We start from the raw sequence: 20164 nt of genomic DNA, 5'->3' as shown, positions 1-20164 counted from the left end.
AGAGTAGCGCTATGTTTACTGGGATAATAGAAGCCACAGGCAAAATTGCTTTATTACAAAAAAAACAAGGCGACTTAGCCATTCGTATCCAAAGTGCTGACCTTGATATGGAAGACGTAAAGCTAGGCGACAGCATTGCAACCAATGGCGTTTGCTTAACCGTAGTTGATAAACATATTGACGGTTTTAGTGCTGATTTATCTAACGAGACGATTGGTTTAACCGTTTTTGCTCACTATGCTTTAGGGCAAACGGTGAATCTTGAAAAAGCCATGCAACCTGTTTCGCGTTTAGGCGGTCATTTAGTATCTGGCCATGTTGATGGCATAGCAACTATTACAAGCATTACAGCAAACGCTCGAGCAACAGAATATTGGCTTACAACCGAAGAAAATTTAATGAAATACATCCCGTACAAAGGTTCGGTATGTATTGATGGTATAAGCCTTACAGTAAACGCTGTAGAAGGTAATAAATTCAAATTAACAATAGTCCCACATACGAGTGAGCAAACCACAATTGCTCACTTTAAAGTAGGCACTCAAGTTAATTTAGAAGTCGATCAAATTGCACGTTATTTAGAGCGCCTTATAAAAGGTGCAGAGCAACCAACGGGCTCTGATATTTCGATGAGCTTACTCGCTAAAGCGGGTTTTATTAAATAACGAAACTGATAACTTATACGAGCAAATTTATGAATTTACACAGCGCACAAGAAATCATCGACGATATTAAAGCCGGTAAAATGGTTATTTTAATGGATGATGAAGATAGAGAGAATGAAGGCGATTTAATTATTGCCGCAGAGCATATTAGTGCACAAGCTATTAATTTTATGGCGACTCATGGCCGTGGTTTAATTTGTTTAACTATGACGCAAGAGCGTTGTGAACAACTTGATTTACCTTTAATGGTTAAAAATAATGGTGCTGCATTTTCGACTAACTTTACAATGTCGATAGAAGCATCAAAGGGTGTTACTACAGGTATTTCAGCAGCAGATAGAGCGCGTACAGTGCAAGCGGCTATAGCTAAAGGCGCAGTACCAAGTGATATCGTGCAGCCTGGTCATATTTTTCCAATTATGGCACAACCTGGCGGCGTATTAACTCGCGCAGGACATACTGAAGCTGGCTGTGATTTAGCGCGTTTAGCTGGGCTTGAAGCATCATCTGTTATTGTTGAAATACTTAATGCCGATGGCACCATGGCGCGTCGCCCTGATTTAGAAGTTTTTGCGAAAGAGCATGATATTAAAATTGGTACTATTGCTGATTTAATCGAATACCGTAACTTAAATGAAACAACAATTGAGCAAGTTGCAAAATGTAAGTTACCAACTATTCACGGTGAATTTGATTTAGTTACTTACAAAGACACAATTGACGGCCAATTACATTACGTATTGCTTAAAGGCGATATAAAAGAGCAAGAACCGACAAATGTACGTGTACATTTGCAAAGTACCTTTAACGATATCCTACTTTCAGATAGAAGTGCTGACCGTAGTTGGGGCCTTTCAGAAGCAATGGCTTATATCGCTAAAAATGAAGGTGCTTTAGTTATTTTAGGTAAGCAAGAAAGCACTGAAGAATTAGAGGCAACTGTAAAAGCATTCGCAGCAGCTGATGCTGGCGAAAGCGTTACGCCTCGTAAATTCAAAGGTACATCTCGTACTGTTGGCGTAGGCTCGCAAATACTTGCAGATCTTGGAATTAAACAAATGCGATTAATGAGTCGCCCTAAAAAGTACCATGCACTTTCGGGCTTTCATTTAGAAGTTGTTGATTATGTTGAGCCACAATAAGCATCACGCTTAAACTAGGCTATTATTTTATTTTTATGGTATGATGCGCAGCAATTTTTGCGCAATCGCAACCGCTTGAACTTATTTTTAGGGTTATCAAATGAAAATTATTGAAGGTAGTAAGTACGCTCCTGGCAAAAAGTTTGCCATTGTCATTTCTCGTTTTAATGACTTTATCGGTAGCAGCCTCCTTGCAGGTGCTGTTGATGAGCTAAAACGCACTGGTGGCGTATCTGATGACGACATTACCGTTATTTATGTACCAGGCGCGGTAGAATTACCTTTAGCGGCTAAACGCGTTGCGGCAAAAAAAGAGTATGATGCAATCATCGCATTAGGCGTAGTGATCAGAGGTGGTACACCACACTTTGACCTAGTTGCTGGCGAATCAAACAAAGGTCTTGCGCAAGTATCACTTGAGTATGATATCCCGGTTGCATTTGGCGTATTAACCACAGAAAGCATTGAACAAGCAATTGAGCGTGCTGGCACCAAAATGGGCAATAAAGGCGGCGAAGCTGCTTTAGGCGCGCTTGAAATGGTTAATGTGTTAGATAAAATTTAAGTTTAAGGAATTTTTGTGAAACCAGCAGCAAGACGTAAAGCACGTATCTTAGCACTCCAAGCCGTTTATTCTTGGCAAATAAGTGGCAATTTAATTGCCGATATCGAACAACAAATGTTGATCGAAACAGACGTTACTAAAATTGATGTTGAATACTTTAAAGATTTAGCGACGGGTGTTGCTGTAAATTATAAGCAACTAGACGAAGCTGTATCACCACATTTAACACGTCCGTTTAATGACTTAGATATGGTTGAGCGCGCAATTTTACGTTTAAGCAGCTATGAGCTTAAGTTCCGTGAAGATGTACCTTATAAAGTTGCTATCAACGAAGGTATTGAGCTGGCCAAAATATTTGGCGCTGAAGACAGCCATAAATTTGTAAACGGTGTACTTGATAAAGCTGTTAAGCATTTACGCAAGTAAGTAAACCGTTAAAGAGGGGAGCCGGCATAGGCCGGCTTTTTTGTGTATGAAGGAATTTGAATTAATTAACCGCTACTTTAAAGGTCGCGGGATCACCCGTCGTGATGTAAACCTAGGTATAGGGGATGATTGCGCTTTAGTAACCGTTCCAAAAAACTGCCAACTTGCCGTTACAACAGATACTCTTGTTGCTGGCGTACACTTTTTTGATGATATTTCCCCTCGTGCATTAGGTCACAGAGCGCTTGCTGTTAATTTAAGTGACTTAGCGGCAATGGGCGCTGAGCCAACATGGGTTTCAGTTGCGTTAACCTTGCCAAGTATTGACCCACAGTGGATTGAAGAGTTTACTGAAGGCATGCATGAAATTGCAGAATACTTTAATGTGCAAATTATAGGTGGCGATACTACGCAAGGTCCATTAACTATCACTATTTGTGCAAAAGGGACTGTACCAGAAGGTACTGCACTTCGCCGTAGTGGTGCGAAAGTGGGTGATTGGATTTATGTTACAGGTCCGCTAGGTGACGCTGGACTTGCAATTGAGTCTCGCAAACAAGGTATAAGTATTGAGCCAGAGCATTTAAAGTACTTAAATAAGCGCTTTGACTTTCCAACACCGCGTGTTGCTGCTGGGCAGGTATTGCGAGGCCTTGCATCATCGGCTATTGATGTATCAGATGGTTTAATCGCTGATTTAAGTCATATACTTGATATGTCGCAAGTAAATGCAGTTGTGAATATTGAAAGTATTCCGACTTCAGATGCAATGCAAGCAAGCCTTGATTTTAATCAGCAGTTGCCATTTATTCTAAGTTACGGTGATGATTACGAATTAATTTTTACTGTACCTGATAGCAATAAAAGTATGCTAGATATAAAACTGCGTCAATATGGTGTAGATGCAACATGCATAGGCCAAATTAAAAGTGGCGATGGTCAAATTGAACTTTTACACAACGGTGAGAAGTTTGATTTTAAGCAGCAAGGTTTTGAGCATTTTGCAAAGGAGCTGGTTTGAACAAAAACCGAAAGTTTAATTTAAAGCGCCCACATCAGTTTTTTGGTTTGGGTTTTGGTACTGGGTTAGCCCCTAAAGCACCTGGTACATTTGGCACTTTTGCTGCACTGCCATTCATTTTTATGACTATGTATTATCCGCTATGGTTGCAAATTGTGTTTGCCGTAGTGATCAGTATATTTGGTATATGGGCCTGTGGTAAAACGGCTGATGATTTAGGCGTGCACGACCATCCTGCTATTGTATGGGATGAAGTGGCAGGTTATTACATTACAATGATTGGTGCAGCACTTAGCTGGCAAACATTACTCGTTGGTTTTTTGTTATTTCGCTTTTTTGATATAGCAAAACCTGGCCCAATCCGTATGCTAGACAAACGAGTACATGGTGGTTTAGGTATTATGGCCGATGATATACTTGCGGGCGTTTTTTCGCTTATATGCTTACAGGCGCTAATAAAAGTGGGTTTACTACCCTTTTAATTTTTTATATTTGATTTGTTTAACTAGGTGGCAGCAATATGATGCGATTTTTACTGGTTTGTGTACTGATGTTGTGCGCGACACCAAGTTGGGCTTCAATTAGTGATTACGTAGTTAAGCAATGGAATATAAAAGATGGTCTACCTTCGCAATCACTTAAAAGCGTAGTACAAGACCAGCAAGGCTATATGTGGCTTGGTACTCAGTTTGGCTTAAGCCGTTTTGATGGCACAACATTTACAAACTACAACACGCAAAATAGCCCGTTCTTGCCTAGTAATGGTATTAATAAACTTTTAGTCGATTCTAGTGGCTTATTGTGGGTAGGTACTAAAAGTGGCTTGGTAGTTATTAATCCTGCCACATTTGCAGCACAAGAGTTTAATATTAAAGGTCCAGTAAGAGATATTCTTGAGGACTCTAAAGGCAGCATATGGATTGCGGCTAATGGTTTATACTATGTAGATAGAGGGCAAGTTGATTTACGCACTCAAGTAAATGGCCCCCTACCTATTGTTAATGCTACCGTAATTACCCAAATTGTTGGCTCTGTTAGCCAAATGGCACTCTCTCCTGAAGGTATTTGGCTGGTTAATGATCGTCATTTATTACGCCTTACTAAAAACTCATCAGATTTCTCTAAACTACGTTTAGAGCTTACCGCTAAAATATCGTTACCAGAGCGCTTAGCGCAAACCATAGTGCACGATTTATCATTCTTAAACGGTAATTTGTATATAGCCTCTGAGCTAGGTGCATACTTTTTAGATTTAGATGACGAACTAAGACCTTTTCCTTTACCTAATGCAAATAACTCAGCCGTATATAAGTTTATGAGTGATACCGATGGTGGCTTATGGGTTTCGACTTATGGACGTTTATTATTTAGAGATAAAACCGGTGAGTGGCAATGGGTAGAGCCAAGCCAACTTGATCAAAGCATATGGTTTGCTGATATTTTTAGAGATGATAAAAATAACGTTTGGTTAGCAAGTTTTAGTGAAGGCTTATGGCTTGCCCATGAAGGGCGGGTAGAAAGGCATTCAGCAGTTTCAGATATGACCGAGTCTGTTATGGCTATTAGCCAAGCTCCAGATGGAAAACTGTGGGTTGCTAACAAAAGCGGCATTGGTTATTTCGATTTAGATAAAAGTTTTATTAATTTAGTTCCAAGTAGTAAATATGGATACGCGTCAGTACACGATCTACAATTCGATGGTGAACGATTATATATAGCCACAGGGCGCGGCTTATTTGTTTTTGAAAACAAGACACTCTATACCGTCCCTGGTCGAGCGCTTCGCGATAACCCGGTATTTGCAATAAGTCGCTCTAGTAAAGGCGGTTTTTGGATTGGTACCGGACGCGGTTTATATCGATTAAATTATGCTGGTTTAACGCCTTTTGCATATAACGCTTTTTTAGGTAGTAAGTTTATTACCTACGTATTGGATAAAACAAACTTTGGTGTGATTGGTACTAGTAAAGGGGCATATTACTTTACAGACCGTGGCATTGAAAAAATTGGTGACCAAACAACACTTGAAAGTGCATACGTAACGAGTGTGCTACATATAGATGGCGTGGGTATTTTAATCGGCTCTCTTAACGATGGGCTTTTTTACAGAAGTACGCAAGGGCAGTGGCGTCAACTCGATGCAGCTAATGGCTTACCGTATGGGTCTATATTTAGCCTAGAATATGATGAAAAGTTAAAACATGTTTGGGTAAGCACCATGAAAGGTGTTTACAGAATGCCTGTAGAGCAATTTAAAACAGAGATAAAAAGCTTAAAAGTTGAAGAAGTGATTTCATCTTTTGACCGTCAACTCGATGGTAAAGCGAATCAATGTTGTAGTGGACTTGGGCATGATGCGGTAGCAGACACCGGCAATTCTATTTGGTACCCAAGCTTACAAGGTGTTGTTGAAATACCTAAAAATGTAGAGCTATTTGGTGTGCTTGCATTAAAGCCAACAATAGAAACAATAACAACACCACTTCGTCATTTAACCACCGCTGCGCTTGGTAAAAAACCATCATTAGAAACAGACGAGCGTGATATAACGCTAACTTACACAGCTATTGATTATTATGCACCAAACAGTATTGAATTTAGATATAAACTAAGTGGCTTAGATAGTGACTGGCGCTATGCTAATACGCGACGTGAAGCTATTTATACTAACTTGCCTCCAGGCTCGTTTTTGTTTCAATTAGAAGCGAAGCGCCAAGGTGAAGACTGGACTAAAGCGCAAGAAGTAGAATACGGTTTTGTAGTGCCTGAGCGCTTTGACGAAACTATTTACTTTAGGCTTTTAATTACCAGTGGCTTTATTTTGCTTTTCTACCTTATTTTTTGGGTGTTTAGAGCGCAAGAGCGTAGAAAACAAGAAGCATTAGAGGGCTTGATCACCGAGCGTACCTTAGAGCTTCGTCAAGCTAATGATAAATTAGGCCAAGTTAATTCACAGCTTAAATTAGTTAGTCACTCAGATGAGTTAACAGGGCTGCGTAGTCGTCGCTTTTTGTTTGATCAACTCCCTAAAGATATTGAACACTTTCAACGTAATTCACAATCGCTGCAGGCACAAGGCAAGTCACTGGTGCTGGTAATTATTAACTTTGATAACTTCAGCCGTATCAATGATGCCTATGGCCCAATTGCAGGTGATAGCTGCTTACAGCAAATGGCTGCATTATTAAATTCGCGTACGCAGGGTTCTGACTATGTGGCACGTTGGAGTGGTGATGAGTTTTTACTATTATTACGTGATTTTAAATGCAATAAAATAGACAGCTATGCTTCAGATCTTTGTAAAGTAATAGCGGCTAATTCATTCCAATTACCAAATGGAAAAACAACTAATATCACGGCATCAATTGGTTGGTCATTTTATCCATTACCACTTTTGGGTGGGCAGGTAATTAGCTGGGAGACATCTATTAACCTAGCAGATATTTCACTACACCAAGTTAAAAAGCGCGGTGGTGATGGTGTTGCAAATATTACGTTTGATGATCAGCTTGATGCATTTGAGTTTGAACAAAATTCTAACGTTGATCAACAATTAGGTATTTTACAAAGCAATGGCCTAGCTGATATTAAAGTGTGGATGCGCTGATCAGCAATATTTGATATTAAAAAAGGAGCCTAGGCTCCTTTTTTAATATGCTCAACTTTAGATGTATAGGAAGTTAATTAATAAACGCTTTAATAGCGGTTAATATTCCTTGCTCGCCTAACCCCATTTCATCGTGCATTTCATCTTGGGTGCCGTGTTTAATAAACTCATCAGGAATACCTAAGTTAAGGATATTAATATCAGCTTTTTGCGTTGCTAAGAATTCGTTAACTGCAGAGCCGGCACCGCCAGCAATCGCATTATCTTCAAGCGTAACAATTACATCGTGGCTAGTTGCAAGCTCATTTAAAAGTGCGGTATCAAGTGGTTTAATAAAACGCATATTAACAAGCGTTGCATCTAATTCATCTGCAGCAAGCTGTGCATTTTCAAGTAATGTACCGAACGATAAAATGGCAATTTTACTGCCTTTCTTAATTGTATCTGCCTTACCTATTTCAAGCAGTTGCATAGTGCTTTCAATGTCTGCAGTACCTGCACTACCGCGAGGGTAACGAACAGCAACTGGGCAATTTGCTTTATAGCCGGTGTACAGCATTTGACGGCACTCGTTGGTATCGCTTGGTGCCATAATTACCATATTTGGAATGCAGCGCATAAAGCTTAAATCGTACGCACCTTGGTGAGTTTCACCATCGGCTCCCACAATACCAGCGCGGTCAATGGCAAATAATACAGGTAAGTTTTGCAGTGCAACATCATGTATTAATTGGTCATACGCACGTTGTAAAAAGCTTGAGTAAATAGCAACAACAGGTTTTAAGCCTTCACAGGCAAAGCCAGCAGCTAAAGTAACCGCATGCTGCTCAGCAATGGCCACATCAAAGTATTGATCTGGAAACTCTTTAGAAAAACGTACCATGCCTGAACCTTCGCGCATTGCAGGCGTGATAGCCATTAACTTGCTGTCTTGTTCGGCCATATCACATAACCAATCGCCGAATACTTTTGAAAAAGTAGCAGCACTAGGTTTAGATTTAGGTAGGCTAGTTGTGCTCGGATCGAATTTTGGTACACCATGATAGCCAATAGGATCGGCTTCAGCCGGTTTATAGCCCTTACCTTTTTGCGTTTTTATATGTAAAAGCTGTGGGCCTTTTAAATTACGCATATTACGTAATGTATCTACCAACATGTTTACATCGTGACCATCAATGGGACCAATGTAATTTAGGCCTAATTCTTCAAAAAATGTCCCTGGAATCATCATACCTTTTATATGTTCTTCCATTTTACTAGCAAGTTGTTTTACAGGAGGTACACCAGAGAGTAACTTTTTACTACCTTCACGAATGTTAGTATAAAAGCTACCTGATAAAATTCGAGCAAAGTGATTTGTTAATGCGCCAACATTTTCAGAAATCGACATTTCGTTATCATTTAAAATAATAAGCATGTCTGATTTTACATCACCTAAATGATTCATCGCTTCAAATGCCATGCCTGCGGTTATAGCTCCGTCACCAATAATGGCTACAGACTTTCGACCTTTACCTTCTTTTTGTGCAGCAATAGACATACCTAAAGCAGCCGAAATAGAGGTGCTTGAATGGCCTACGCTAAACGTATCGTATTGGCTTTCATCGCGAAAAGGAAAAGGGTGCAAACCGTCTTTTTGGCGAATAGTGTGCATTTGCTCGCGACGACCAGTAAGAATTTTATGCGGATAAGCTTGATGACCCACATCCCAAACTAGGCGATCGTCTGGAGTGTTATAAACATAATGCAGCGCAACGGTTAGTTCAACCGTCCCTAAACCAGACGCTAGATGACCGCTACTTTGCGATACTGAGTTGAGTAAATAATCGCGCAGCTCATTGCTAAATGCAGGGAGTTTGTCTTGCGCTAAGTCACGCAATTGGGCTGGCTCGTCAACCAAATTAAGTAATGGATACTTGCTACTATCAAGTGTCATGGTTTTATATATATCCTTCGCTAACATTAATTAATTCAAAGCTTTTACGAATAATTAATGTTGAGTAATAATGTCAGTGCTAATTGCAATACGTATGAGCAAAAATTAGTGGTCACGCTCAATTAGGTAATTTGCTAGCGACGCAAGAAGTGTTGTGTCAGCATCTATATTTGCTAACGCTTCATGGGCTTGTTGTATTAAATTCTGCGCCATTTCTTTAGCGCCTAGCATACCTAATAACGCCGGATATGTCGCTTTATTCGCGGCAATATCGGAGCCTTGTGGCTTTCCTAAAATAACTGTATCGCCTTCAACATCTAAAATGTCGTCGTGTACTTGAAATGCTAGCCCTATAGCATACCCAAAAACACTTAAATTTTCTAAGGTTTGTTGATCAGCCTTTTCACTGCACAGTGCACCAAGTGTAATTGCGCAATTAATTAGAGCCCCGGTTTTTAGCTTATGTATTCGCTCAAGCTCTTGTACGGTAATTACTTTATCAGTTGCTGCTATATCAAGGCCTTGTCCGCCAACCATACCCTGAAGGCCTGATGCGTGGGCAAGTGTAGCAATCATTTTTACTTGTGTTTGCGATGAGCATTCAAATTTGTGATTCGCAATAAGCTCAAAAGCAAGAGTTTGAAGAGCATCACCGGCTAAAATTGCATTTGCCTCGCCAAACTCTATATGACAAGTAGGGCGTCCGCGGCGTAAGTCGTCGTCGTCCATTGCTGGTAAGTCATCATGGACTAACGAATAGCTATGAATACACTCAATTGCAGCAGCAAGTACGTTTAAGTCTTGATGGTTTGCGCCGAGCATTTTACCTGTGGCATAAACTAAAAATGGACGTAATCTTTTACCGCCATTAAATAATCCATACTGGGTGGCGTTCTTTACCGTTTCTTCTGTATCGAGAGGCTGGTTAAAATGCTGTTGTAAGGTCGCTACTACATCTTTTTGAGCACGTTCAATATGATTTTTTATGCTCACAGCTATTCCATATCATTATCAAAATTTGTAAGTACTGACTTTTCGCCATTCCCCATCAAAATTGATACTTTTTGTTCTGCTTGCTGTAATTTCCCTGATGAAGCACTTGCTAATGCAATTCCACGCTCAAATTGCTTTAACGATTGCTCAAGCGATAAGTCACCTTGTTCCATGTCACTAACGATTGTAGATAATTCTTCTAGTGCTTGTTCGAAACTTAAGTTTTCAGGTTTTTTAGTCGCCATCTTTATTTCAGCTTACATAATAAATTTAGGGGTCAATTTTAGGGGGAATGCTAAACTAGGTCAAAGGATGATATTGGTTTTTTACCTTTATAACGTTAAATTATATTTCAAGTGCATTAATAAAGCCTTAATAGCGGTCTGTTGGTTTAATAAATCAATTGATAATTAGGTAGCCCTTATAACTTGATCTAAGATAGTGCTAAAGGCTGCTTTTTATGTTTATTTATAAAAATGGCTTAAGCAATTCAATATGTTGCCGATAAGCAGTTAATAATAAAAGTTTATGATAAGGCCATTAAGCATGAAACTTCTGGAGGAAATGTGGATTTAGCAACCATAATCGGGATCCTAGGCGCAATTGGCTTAATTGTCATGTCTATGTTTATGAGTAGTAGCGGTGAAATGGCTATGTTTTACAATACCCCGTCTGTGGTTATTGTATTTGGTGGTTCACTCTTTATTGTTTTATCAAACTTCACCATGTCGCAATTTTTGGGGATAGGTAAAGTTGTTGCTAAAGCGTTTATGTTTAAAATCGAAACGCCAGAAATACTTATCGAAAAAGCAGTAGAACTTGCGGATTCAGCTCGTAAAGGCGGTTTTTTAGCACTCGAAGAAGCTGAAATTCCAAACCCCTTTATGCGCAAAGGCGTCGATATGCTCGTTGATGGCCACGACGCAGATGTAGTTCGCGCTACACTTCAAAAAGATATTTCTCTAACCACGACTCGCCATGAATTGGGCGCGGGTTTATTTAAGTCGTTAGCTGATATAGGGCCTGCAATGGGTATGATTGGTACTCTAATTGGTTTGGTTGCAATGTTGTCTAACATGGATGACCCAAAGGCAATTGGTCCGGCAATGGCAGTAGCACTATTAACAACTTTATATGGCGCGTTTTTAGCCAATGTTGTGGCAATTCCTATTCAGGTAAAACTCGAACTGCGTAAAGACGAGGAAGCGATGAATCAGCGTTTAATTTTGGATGCTATTTTAGGTATACAAGATGGTCAGAATCCAAAAGTAATCGAAGGTATTTTGAAAAATTACTTAGCTGAATCTAAACGCAAAGTAGATACCGAGGAGTAATTATGTCTGATCAAGAGTGCAAATGCCCACCGCCAGGTCTACCTGCATGGATGGGAACGTTTGCCGATTTAATGTCACTGTTAATGTGCTTTTTTGTACTCTTGCTCGCGTTTTCAGAAATGGATGTACTTAAGTTTAAACAAATTGCGGGCTCTATGAAGTTTGCTTTTGGTGTGCAGAATAAAATTGAAGTAAAAGACATCCCTAAAGGTACCTCTGTTATTGCCATGGAGTTTACCCCAGGCAAACCAGAGCCAACCCCAATAGAAACCATTCAGCAGCAAACAGTCGAAATGACTCAACAAATGTTAGAGTTTCAGGCTGGCGATGAAAGCTCAGCAGGCGGCAGGCAAGAACAGCGCGGGGATAAACGCGGTGGCGAATCTCGTAGTACCTCACAAGAAGAATCTTCTGAGCAAGCAACTTCAGCAGCCGATCAGGAGCAAACTAACGAGCTTGTTAAAAAGATAGCGCAGCAGCTTGAAAAGCAAATAATCGATGGCGCAATTGAGCTTGAGTCTTTAGGGCAGCAAATAATTATTCGCATTAGAGAGAATGGTTCATTTCCTTCAGGTAGTGCATTTTTACAACCTAAGTTTAAACCTATAATTCAAGATATCGGTGTGCTGTTAAAAGATGTACCCGGTGAAATAACAGTATCTGGCCATACAGATGATTTTCAGGTATCGAATGAGTTATATATTAATAATTGGGACCTATCATCAAAGCGTGCTGTAGCCGTTGCAAGTGAACTGCAAAAAGTCCAAGGATTTGATAAAACCCGAATGATGGTGGTTGGTCGAGCTGAAACACGACCACTTGTACCGAATGACACAGATGAAGATCGCCGCAGGAATCGCCGAGTAGAAATATCTATATTACAAGGTAAAGCAAAAGAGTCAGCTCCTATCGACGTAAGGTAGTACTGCTTGGCAAAGCTTATTTTTTAGCTTAAAGTAAAACTCCTTAACAATTGTAATGGAGTACTTATGAAAATAATAAATAAATATTGTTATATGCCGGGCAACGGAACTGGTGGAGACGATGATAAGACTAAAGAATAACCATGCCTTTATGGGTTGATAAAGTAATCTTTTTTCTTGAACTTAGCTGGGTTTTATTTTTAATCCCGGCTATTTTTATTTTCTATTTACGTAAAGATTTTTTGGCATTACGGTTTGTATGTATAACAGGAGCATTTTTTTTATTTGGTGCACTTATATTCGATTCTTTAAAAGAGTTTGATAAAGATATTTATATATATAGGTATCTTGTTTGGGCGTTTAATGACATTGCTTGGATGGCACTTATTGCATATCTAGGTTTAAAAGATAAAGTTTATTTATGGCAATGTGTGGTAGGTCAGTTAGTTGTTATTATGGCACCAATTTTACAACTTTTTCGTGTTGTTGATCGCCACCTTTGGGATTTATCTTATAGTACGCTGATCTATAAAACGCTTTTACCTTTAATTAATATAGGCACTGTAGTGGTGTGCTATCTTCCGCTGATTTATTTAGTGATCAAAAATAATAAAGTTGTAACCAGTAATGGTTATAAAAAAGCCCCTCCTTTAAAATAGTTGTGCTAAACTACTGTTTATATGAACAGTGGTGAGCAAGCTATGAAACTCTACATTGCAGAAAAACCTTCACTTGGACGCGCTATTGCTGATGCGTTACCAAAACCACATAAAAAACACGATGGTTATATAGAAGTCGCTAATGGCGATTGTGTATCGTGGTGTATTGGGCATTTGCTAGAACAAGCAGAACCTGATGACTATGATGAGCGTTTTAAAAAGTGGCAGTTTGAACACTTGCCTATAATACCTGAGCAATGGAAGCTAAAAGCTAAAACCAAAACACGTAAACAGCTCACTGTTTTAAAAAAATTAATTAAACAAGCTTCGCAACTTATTCACGCTGGCGATCCAGACCGTGAAGGCCAGCTATTAGTCGATCAAGTAATTGAAGAAGCTAAAATAAGTCAGGCTAAAAAGCAGAGTACACAACGTTTACTCATTAGTGATTTAAACTTATCGGCAGTAAAAAAATCATTGAGTAATATGCGCTCTAATCGAGACTTTATTCCGTTAAGTGTATCTGCTTTAGCACGCTCTCGTGCTGATTGGCTATTTGGTATGAATTTAACGCGTGCATATACATTAGCGGGTCAAAAAGCAGGATTTGGTAATGTACTTTCGGTAGGACGGGTACAAACCCCTATTTTAGGGCTTGTTGTTAATAGAGATAACGAAATAGCACACTTTGTATCTAAGCCTTTTTACGATGTACTGGCGCATTTACTTACTCCAGATAACCAGCCATTCATAGCTAAGTGGGTTCCTAGTAAAGCATGTGAGCCACATCAAGATGAAGAAGGGCGAATACTTAACAAAGCACTCGCAGAAAATGTTGCTTCGCGTATTACCAAACAAAATGCTGAGCTTACAGCGCTTGAGCAAAAACAAAAAAAACAAAGTGCTCCATTACCTTATAATTTATCTGCACTGCAAATAGATGCGGCTAAAGCATTTGGAATGCCGGCTCAAAAAGTGTTGGATATTTGCCAAATACTTTATGAGCGACATAAATTAATTACCTACCCACGCTCGGATAATCGTTATTTACCTAAAGATCACCATCAAGATGCATCTGCTATTTTTAAAGCTATAAGTGCTAATGGTGGGCAAAGCACCGAATTGGTAAATGGGGCTGATGTAAAAAAGCGTAGTAAATGTTTTAACGGTTCAAAAGTGGCTGCCCATCATGCCATTGTCCCTACGGCTAAGCAGTTAAAGTCAGCGAGTTTGAGCGGTGACGAAGCGAAGGTATATCAATTAATAAGCCGCCATTATCTAATTCAGTTTTATCCCGACTATATATATAACGAAACTAAAGCAGAGATAACAATCGCTGGCGGATTATTTAAAGCAAATGCAAAACAAGATGTAAGCTTAGGCTTTAAGGTATTAATGGGTAAGTCTGAATTAAAAGATGAAGCTACGTTACCTCCTTTAACAGAAGGTATGTCTCTTTTTTGTGAGCAAGGCGAAGTAGTCGAAAAGCATACATCACCCCCAGCTTATTTTACTGATGCTACATTATTGGCTGCGATGACCGGCATTAGTCGTTACGTTAAAGATCCACAAATTAAAAAAGTATTAAAAGACACTGATGGTTTAGGTACGGAGGCAACACGTGCGGGAATAATCGAGTTGCTATTCAAGCGGCGTTTTTTAAAACGTGAAGGTAAGTCAATTAGAGCGACCGAAACGGGACTTGCCCTTATTAGCGTATTACCACAAGGTTTAGCGAGTCCTGATTTAACCGCAAAGTGGGAATCGAGCTTAGGTGATATTGCGCAGCAAGTAATGAGTTATCAGCAATTTTTACAGCCGTTACTTGCCGACTTAAATGGGTTTGTACAATTAGCAGCAAACTGCGATAGCAATGCATTTGCAAGGTTACCAAAAAGCTCACCTAAAAAACGTTTTGCTAAACGAGGTGGAAAAGCGACCTTTAAAAAGTCGAGTTATAAAAAAAGCTCTGTTGCTAGTTAGCTACAGAGCCATTTTATTAAACGATATCACTTAACCTGAACTCTGCTTGAGATAGATTTATTATCCAGAATTCAGGTTACTTATTAAATAAAGCAACAGCAGCATTACTCATTGCTTTTATTCCGGTAGGGATAGCAACTTTATAATCTGGTGCAAATTTACTAGAGTGTAGGGAAGGGAGTACTTCACCTGTTTTTATCGAATCTGCATATTGTGCTTGGTTTACGCCACCTAGCCAAAATAAGGTAATAGGGATGTTTTCATCGGTGCGTCCGTATAGGCCAAAGTCTTCACCCGCCATTACAGCTTGTGTTTCAAGCACATTGGTATCACCAATTGCGCTGGCAATAGAGTTTCTAACAATGTCTGTTTGTGCAGGGTTATTATAAGTAGATGGAATAGATTCATCTTCATGTACATATACTACAGGGTAGTTTGATTCATTTAGGCCAGCACTTTGTGCAATACCTGCCGTGATTCGTTTTATTGCTGCTATTTGAGCACTTCTAACATTTGGGTTATAGCTTCTGAGAGTGAGTTGTAGTTTTACTTCATCCGAAATCACATTATGTTTTGAGCCACCATGAATAGACCCAACCGTAATAACCGAAGGCTCTAGCGGTGAAAGTTCTCGGCTTGTGATTGTTTGCAGAGCAAGTACTGTGCGTGCAGCTATAATCACAGGGTCTATAGTTGTATGCGGATAAGCACCATGACCACCTTTACCTTTTATTGTAATATCGACAGAATCTACACTTGCCATAGTGTATTCATTTTTCATTGATACCTTACCAGCGGGGACGCTAGCACTTACATGCAAAGCAATTATATGATCAGGTTTTTCATATTTACTAAATAGTCCTTCGCCTAACATGGCTTTAGCACCCCCACCAACTTCTTCGGCAGGCTGTGCAACCATCATCAAAGTGCCTTTCCATTGATCTTTGTGTACTATTAATTGCTCAGCAGTACCAATAAAAGAGCTCATGTGAATATCGTGGCCACAACCGTGCATTACACCTACTTTAGCACCATGCTCGTCTATTACTTTAACTTTTGAGGCATAGGACTTTCCTGTCTGCTCTATAATAGGTAAGCCATCGGTGTCAGTACGGATCATCACGGTTGGACCGTTTCCGTTTTTGTAAATGCCGACAACACCAAAGCCACCTACATTACTTGTTACTTTAAAACCCAGCTGAGTTAATTTATCCGCTATTTTATTACCCGTTTTTTGTTCGTGATAAGAAAGCTCTGGCGATTGGTGTAAATCGAGGTAAAACTTTTCTATAGCTGGCATGGTTTTGCTTAAATTCAAATCGAGTCCATTTGCTTGTACTAATGGGCTTGCTAATAAAAGTATTGCACTTAGATAAGTTAATTTCATGTTTTCCCTCATTGTTGAATATGTATACCGGATGATTTAGGTATATGACTTGTAATTATTATGTTCACCACCATATAAAAACCTAAATAGATGAATATGGCAATCAATTCAATGAGCAACATAGTTAGTATTAATGCGCAAAACCTTCAACAAGTACTCGGTGAAACATCACAACAAAAATTGGTGTTGCTTAACTTTTTCTCTCCTCAAAGTCCTGACTGCATCGGACAGGCTGCAATTTTAGATAAAGTAGCGGCAGAATATGCAAGCTATATAGTAGTAGCAAACCTAGATTGCGATGCAGAGCAAGCACTCGCATCTCAACTTGCGCAACAAGTTGGTCTGCAAACACTGCCTACGCTTGTATTATTAAAAGACTCTGCACCAGTAGATTTACTTGCAGGTGTTCAAAGTGAGGCACAAATACGCGAAGCCCTAGCAAAGCATTTACCTGCGCAACAAGACTTACTGTTAGAGCAAGCAAAACAAGCGTTATTAAAGTCAGATTTAAATGCTGCATTTAATTATGCAAAGCAAGCTTATGAAATAGACAGTGGTAATGCACGCATCAAATTAGTGCTTGCAGACATATGTATTCAAATTCACAAGGTAGATGAAGCCCAAGCGCTTATAAATACAATAGACGCACAAGAGCAAGATGCTTACTTTAATAATATAAAAGCAAAATGCGAAGCTGCGCTTGAAGCAAAAGACTCACCAGAGATTAAAGAAAAGCAACAACAAGTAGAAAAGTACCCTAATGACCTAGAATTAAAAGAAGAGCTCAGTATTTTACTCAATGAAGCAGGCAGAAAAGAAGAAGCATTGGATATACTATTTACAGTGCTTCAAAAAGATCTGAATTTCAATGAAGCGAAACCAAGCTTTTTAGCCATTATTGCCTCTTTACCCGATGGTGATGCGCTCGCAGCAAAGTATCGTCGCAAGTTATATAGTATTTTATACTAGGGTCTGTTGCTCTTTGCGGATTAAAATTTGTTCAAACTAGGGGGTGTTTAATCGCGGCGCGAGATTTGTAACCTAGTGGGCTCGGTAACTGCTCCTGCGTTACCCTACTGGCTTACATCCATGTAAGAATAAGTAAAAACCGAGTAACAAAGAGTAAATAGCCTCTAGGAAGAACCCTTTGGGCAGCGCCTGTTTGGCATTAATGCTACGTTATCGCCTATTTATGGGGAGTAACCACACTACATAGGCTATGCCTTGCCTGAATACCAAACAGGCTGCTGCAAATTTAACCTTGAAAGATAAACAGACCCTAGATTCTAATAACTATTACTTTTGAGAAGCACCTATATAGGGTGCTTTTTGTATTTTTAGGGTTTTAATTAAAAGCTTTAGTATGGTTTAGCTATGTAAAAACAAGAGTTATCAACAGGTTTTTGTGGGTAACTTGTGCTTATCATGTGTGCTTGCTTGGGGCTTAATTTTAATTACTATTTTATACAAAAAACGCTTGCGTAAAATCCGCCGCTCCCTATAATGCGACCCCACTGAGACGGGAAACGCCAACGCATAGCGAGGCACGAACAAATCAGAGAGTTAAATAAAACTTCGGTTTTAAATTGTCGAAAGAAAGTTTAAAACTAAGTGTTGACTCGAAAAATAAAGGGTGTATTATTCGCATCCCTTGAGACGCTAAAGCGAATCAAAACGTTCTTTAACAATATAAAGCAATCATCTGTGTGGGCACTCGTACAGATTGAGTTCTAACAGCCAAGCTACTTAGGTAGCGAGGCAAACAAATTAGAGTCTCAATTGAAACTGAGTGACCATATGTTATTAAAAGATTCAGCCTTGAGCTGTTTTGATTTCACTTTTTTTAAAAGTGAAAATAATAACGCACAGTCAATTCGTTTTTGGCAACAAAAACAAAAAATTCAGAATTCATTGAGCTGTCGAAAGACATAAAACTTTTTAATTGAAGAGTTTGATCATGGCTCAGATTGAACGCTGGCGGCAGGCCTAACACATGCAAGTCGAGCGGTAACAGAAAGTAGCTTGCTACTTTGCTGACGAGCGGCGGACGGGTGAGTAATGCTTGGGAACATGCCTTGAGGTGGGGGACAACAGTTGGAAACGACTGCTAATACCGCATAATGTCTACGGACCAAAGGGGGCTTCGGCTCTCGCCTTTAGATTGGCCCAAGTGGGATTAGCTAGTTGGTGAGGTAATGGCTCACCAAGGCGACGATCCCTAGCTGGTTTGAGAGGATGATCAGCCACACTGGGACTGAGACACGGCCCAGACTCCTACGGGAGGCAGCAGTGGGGAATATTGCACAATGGGCGCAAGCCTGATGCAGCCATGCCGCGTGTGTGAAGAAGGCCTTCGGGTTGTAAAGCACTTTCAGTCAGGAGGAAAGCGTGGTGGTTAATACCCATCATGTGTGACGTTACTGACAGAAGAAGCACCGGCTAACTCCGTGCCAGCAGCCGCGGTAATACGGAGGGTGCGAGCGTTAATCGGAATTACTGGGCGTAAAGCGTACGCAGGCGGTTTGTTAAGCGAGATGTGAAAGCCCCGGGCTCAACCTGGGAACTGCATTTCGAACTGGCAAACTAGAGTGTGATAGAGGGTGGTAGAATTTCAGGTGTAGCGGTGAAATGCGTAGAGATCTGAAGGAATACCGATGGCGAAGGCAGCCACCTGGGTCAACACTGACGCTCATGTACGAAAGCGTGGGGAGCAAACGGGATTAGATACCCCGGTAGTCCACGCCGTAAACGATGTCTACTAGAAGCTCGGAGCCTCGGTTCTGTTTTTCAAAGCTAACGCATTAAGTAGACCGCCTGGGGAGTACGGCCGCAAGGTTAAAACTCAAATGAATTGACGGGGGCCCGCACAAGCGGTGGAGCATGTGGTTTAATTCGATGCAACGCGAAGAACCTTACCTACACTTGACATACAGAGAACTTACCAGAGATGGTTTGGTGCCTTCGGGAACTCTGATACAGGTGCTGCATGGCTGTCGTCAGCTCGTGTTGTGAGATGTTGGGTTAAGTCCCGCAACGAGCGCAACCCCTATCCTTAGTTGCTAGCAGGTAATGCTGAGAACTCTAAGGAGACTGCCGGTGATAAACCGGAGGAAGGTGGGGACGACGTCAAGTCATCATGGCCCTTACGTGTAGGGCTACACACGTGCTACAATGGCGCATACAGAGTGCTGCGAACTCGCGAGAGTAAGCGAATCACTTAAAGTGCGTCGTAGTCCGGATTGGAGTCTGCAACTCGACTCCATGAAGTCGGAATCGCTAGTAATCGCGTATCAGAATGACGCGGTGAATACGTTCCCGGGCCTTGTACACACCGCCCGTCACACCATGGGAGTGGGTTGCTCCAGAAGTAGATAGTCTAACCCTCGGGAGGACGTTTACCACGGAGTGATTCATGACTGGGGTGAAGTCGTAACAAGGTAGCCCTAGGGGAACCTGGGGCTGGATCACCTCCTTATACGATTTAGAACTTATTTGTTCGTAGTGTCCACACAGATGATTGTTA

16 protein-coding genes and 1 rRNA gene are annotated in these 20164 nt (G+C 40.4%); 13 read left to right on the top strand and 4 right to left on the bottom strand.

Features of this window, described 5'->3' with window-relative positions; all coding sequences use genetic code 11:
* Positions 1-11: 11 nt before the first annotated feature.
* The 7 genes from I6E85_RS09005 (at position 12) to I6E85_RS08975 (ending at position 7426) form a co-directional block, all read left to right on the top strand.
* Entirely contained in the window at positions 12-665 is a 654-nt protein-coding gene (locus tag I6E85_RS09005) for a riboflavin synthase (protein WP_197236857.1), read from the top strand.
* Between the two features lie 29 nt (positions 666-694).
* A complete protein-coding gene (gene ribBA / locus I6E85_RS09000) occupies positions 695-1807 on the top strand; it encodes a bifunctional 3,4-dihydroxy-2-butanone-4-phosphate synthase/GTP cyclohydrolase II (protein WP_010554580.1) in 1113 nt (370 codons plus the stop codon).
* Between the two features lie 100 nt (positions 1808-1907).
* Positions 1908-2372 carry a 6,7-dimethyl-8-ribityllumazine synthase gene (gene ribE / locus I6E85_RS08995; RefSeq protein WP_007587130.1) on the top strand — a complete coding sequence of 155 codons (465 nt, stop codon included), beginning with the start codon at positions 1908-1910 and terminating at the stop codon, positions 2370-2372.
* A 15-nt stretch (positions 2373-2387) separates the two neighbouring features.
* Positions 2388-2798, top strand: a complete 411-nt coding sequence (gene nusB, locus I6E85_RS08990; protein WP_007587129.1) for a transcription antitermination factor NusB — start codon at positions 2388-2390, stop codon at positions 2796-2798.
* Between the two features lie 46 nt (positions 2799-2844).
* Positions 2845-3819 carry a thiamine-phosphate kinase gene (gene thiL / locus I6E85_RS08985; RefSeq protein WP_197236856.1) on the top strand — a complete coding sequence of 325 codons (975 nt, stop codon included), beginning with the start codon at positions 2845-2847 and terminating at the stop codon, positions 3817-3819.
* Complete coding sequence (locus I6E85_RS08980; RefSeq protein WP_007587120.1) at positions 3816-4301, top strand: phosphatidylglycerophosphatase A; 486 nt, start codon at positions 3816-3818, stop codon at positions 4299-4301. The genes thiL and I6E85_RS08980 overlap by 4 nt, the downstream gene beginning before the upstream one ends.
* A gap of 38 nt (positions 4302-4339) precedes the next feature.
* On the top strand, positions 4340-7426 hold the full coding sequence (locus I6E85_RS08975; protein WP_007587118.1) for a ligand-binding sensor domain-containing diguanylate cyclase: 3087 nt from the start codon (positions 4340-4342) through the stop codon (positions 7424-7426).
* Between the two features lie 73 nt (positions 7427-7499).
* On the opposite strand, the gene dxs is transcribed toward I6E85_RS08975, so the two are convergent.
* The 3 genes from dxs to I6E85_RS08960 all read right to left on the bottom strand — a co-directional run bounded on the left by dxs (position 7500) and on the right by I6E85_RS08960 (position 10600).
* Positions 7500-9362, bottom strand: coding sequence for a 1-deoxy-D-xylulose-5-phosphate synthase (gene dxs, locus I6E85_RS08970; RefSeq protein ID WP_197236855.1), 1863 nt, complete (start codon positions 9360-9362; stop codon positions 7500-7502).
* A gap of 105 nt (positions 9363-9467) precedes the next feature.
* The gene (gene ispA, locus I6E85_RS08965) at positions 9468-10355 is read right to left on the bottom strand and encodes a (2E,6E)-farnesyl diphosphate synthase (RefSeq protein WP_101164007.1); all 888 of its coding nucleotides are present in this window, start codon (positions 10353-10355) and stop codon (positions 9468-9470) included.
* 2 nt (positions 10356-10357) lie between these two features.
* Complete coding sequence (locus tag I6E85_RS08960; RefSeq protein WP_002961738.1) at positions 10358-10600, bottom strand: exodeoxyribonuclease VII small subunit; 243 nt, start codon at positions 10598-10600, stop codon at positions 10358-10360.
* A 321-nt stretch (positions 10601-10921) separates the two neighbouring features.
* Between I6E85_RS08960 and pomA the strand changes: the two genes are divergently transcribed.
* The 4 genes from pomA (at position 10922) to I6E85_RS08940 (ending at position 15254) form a co-directional block, all read left to right on the top strand.
* Entirely contained in the window at positions 10922-11689 is a 768-nt protein-coding gene (gene pomA / locus I6E85_RS08955; RefSeq protein WP_007587114.1) for a flagellar motor protein PomA, read from the top strand.
* 2 nt (positions 11690-11691) lie between these two features.
* Positions 11692-12612: a flagellar motor protein MotB gene (locus I6E85_RS08950; RefSeq protein ID WP_007587113.1), complete on the top strand. Its 921-nt coding sequence runs from the start codon at positions 11692-11694 to the stop codon at positions 12610-12612.
* Positions 12613-12755: 143 nt separating this feature from the next.
* Entirely contained in the window at positions 12756-13271 is a 516-nt protein-coding gene (locus I6E85_RS08945) for a hypothetical protein (RefSeq protein WP_024589766.1), read from the top strand.
* Between the two features lie 42 nt (positions 13272-13313).
* Complete coding sequence (locus I6E85_RS08940; RefSeq protein WP_024589767.1) at positions 13314-15254, top strand: DNA topoisomerase III; 1941 nt, start codon at positions 13314-13316, stop codon at positions 15252-15254.
* 76 nt (positions 15255-15330) lie between these two features.
* Here I6E85_RS08940 and I6E85_RS08935 read toward each other — a convergent pair whose 3' ends face one another.
* Positions 15331-16641 carry a M20 family metallopeptidase gene (locus tag I6E85_RS08935; protein ID WP_024589768.1) on the bottom strand — a complete coding sequence of 437 codons (1311 nt, stop codon included), beginning with the start codon at positions 16639-16641 and terminating at the stop codon, positions 15331-15333.
* A gap of 111 nt (positions 16642-16752) precedes the next feature.
* On the opposite strand from I6E85_RS08935, the gene I6E85_RS08930 reads away from it, so the two are divergent.
* Entirely contained in the window at positions 16753-17610 is an 858-nt protein-coding gene (locus I6E85_RS08930) for a tetratricopeptide repeat protein (RefSeq protein ID WP_024589769.1), read from the top strand.
* Positions 17611-18580: 970 nt separating this feature from the next.
* Positions 18581-20116, top strand: a 16S ribosomal RNA gene (locus tag I6E85_RS08925).
* Positions 20117-20164: the final 48 nt, after the last annotated feature.

The organism is Pseudoalteromonas sp. NZS71, assembly GCF_015864715.1.
Taxonomy (GTDB): Bacteria; Pseudomonadota; Gammaproteobacteria; order Enterobacterales; family Alteromonadaceae; genus Pseudoalteromonas; species Pseudoalteromonas arctica.
This window is presented reverse-complemented; position numbering and strand designations above follow the sequence as displayed.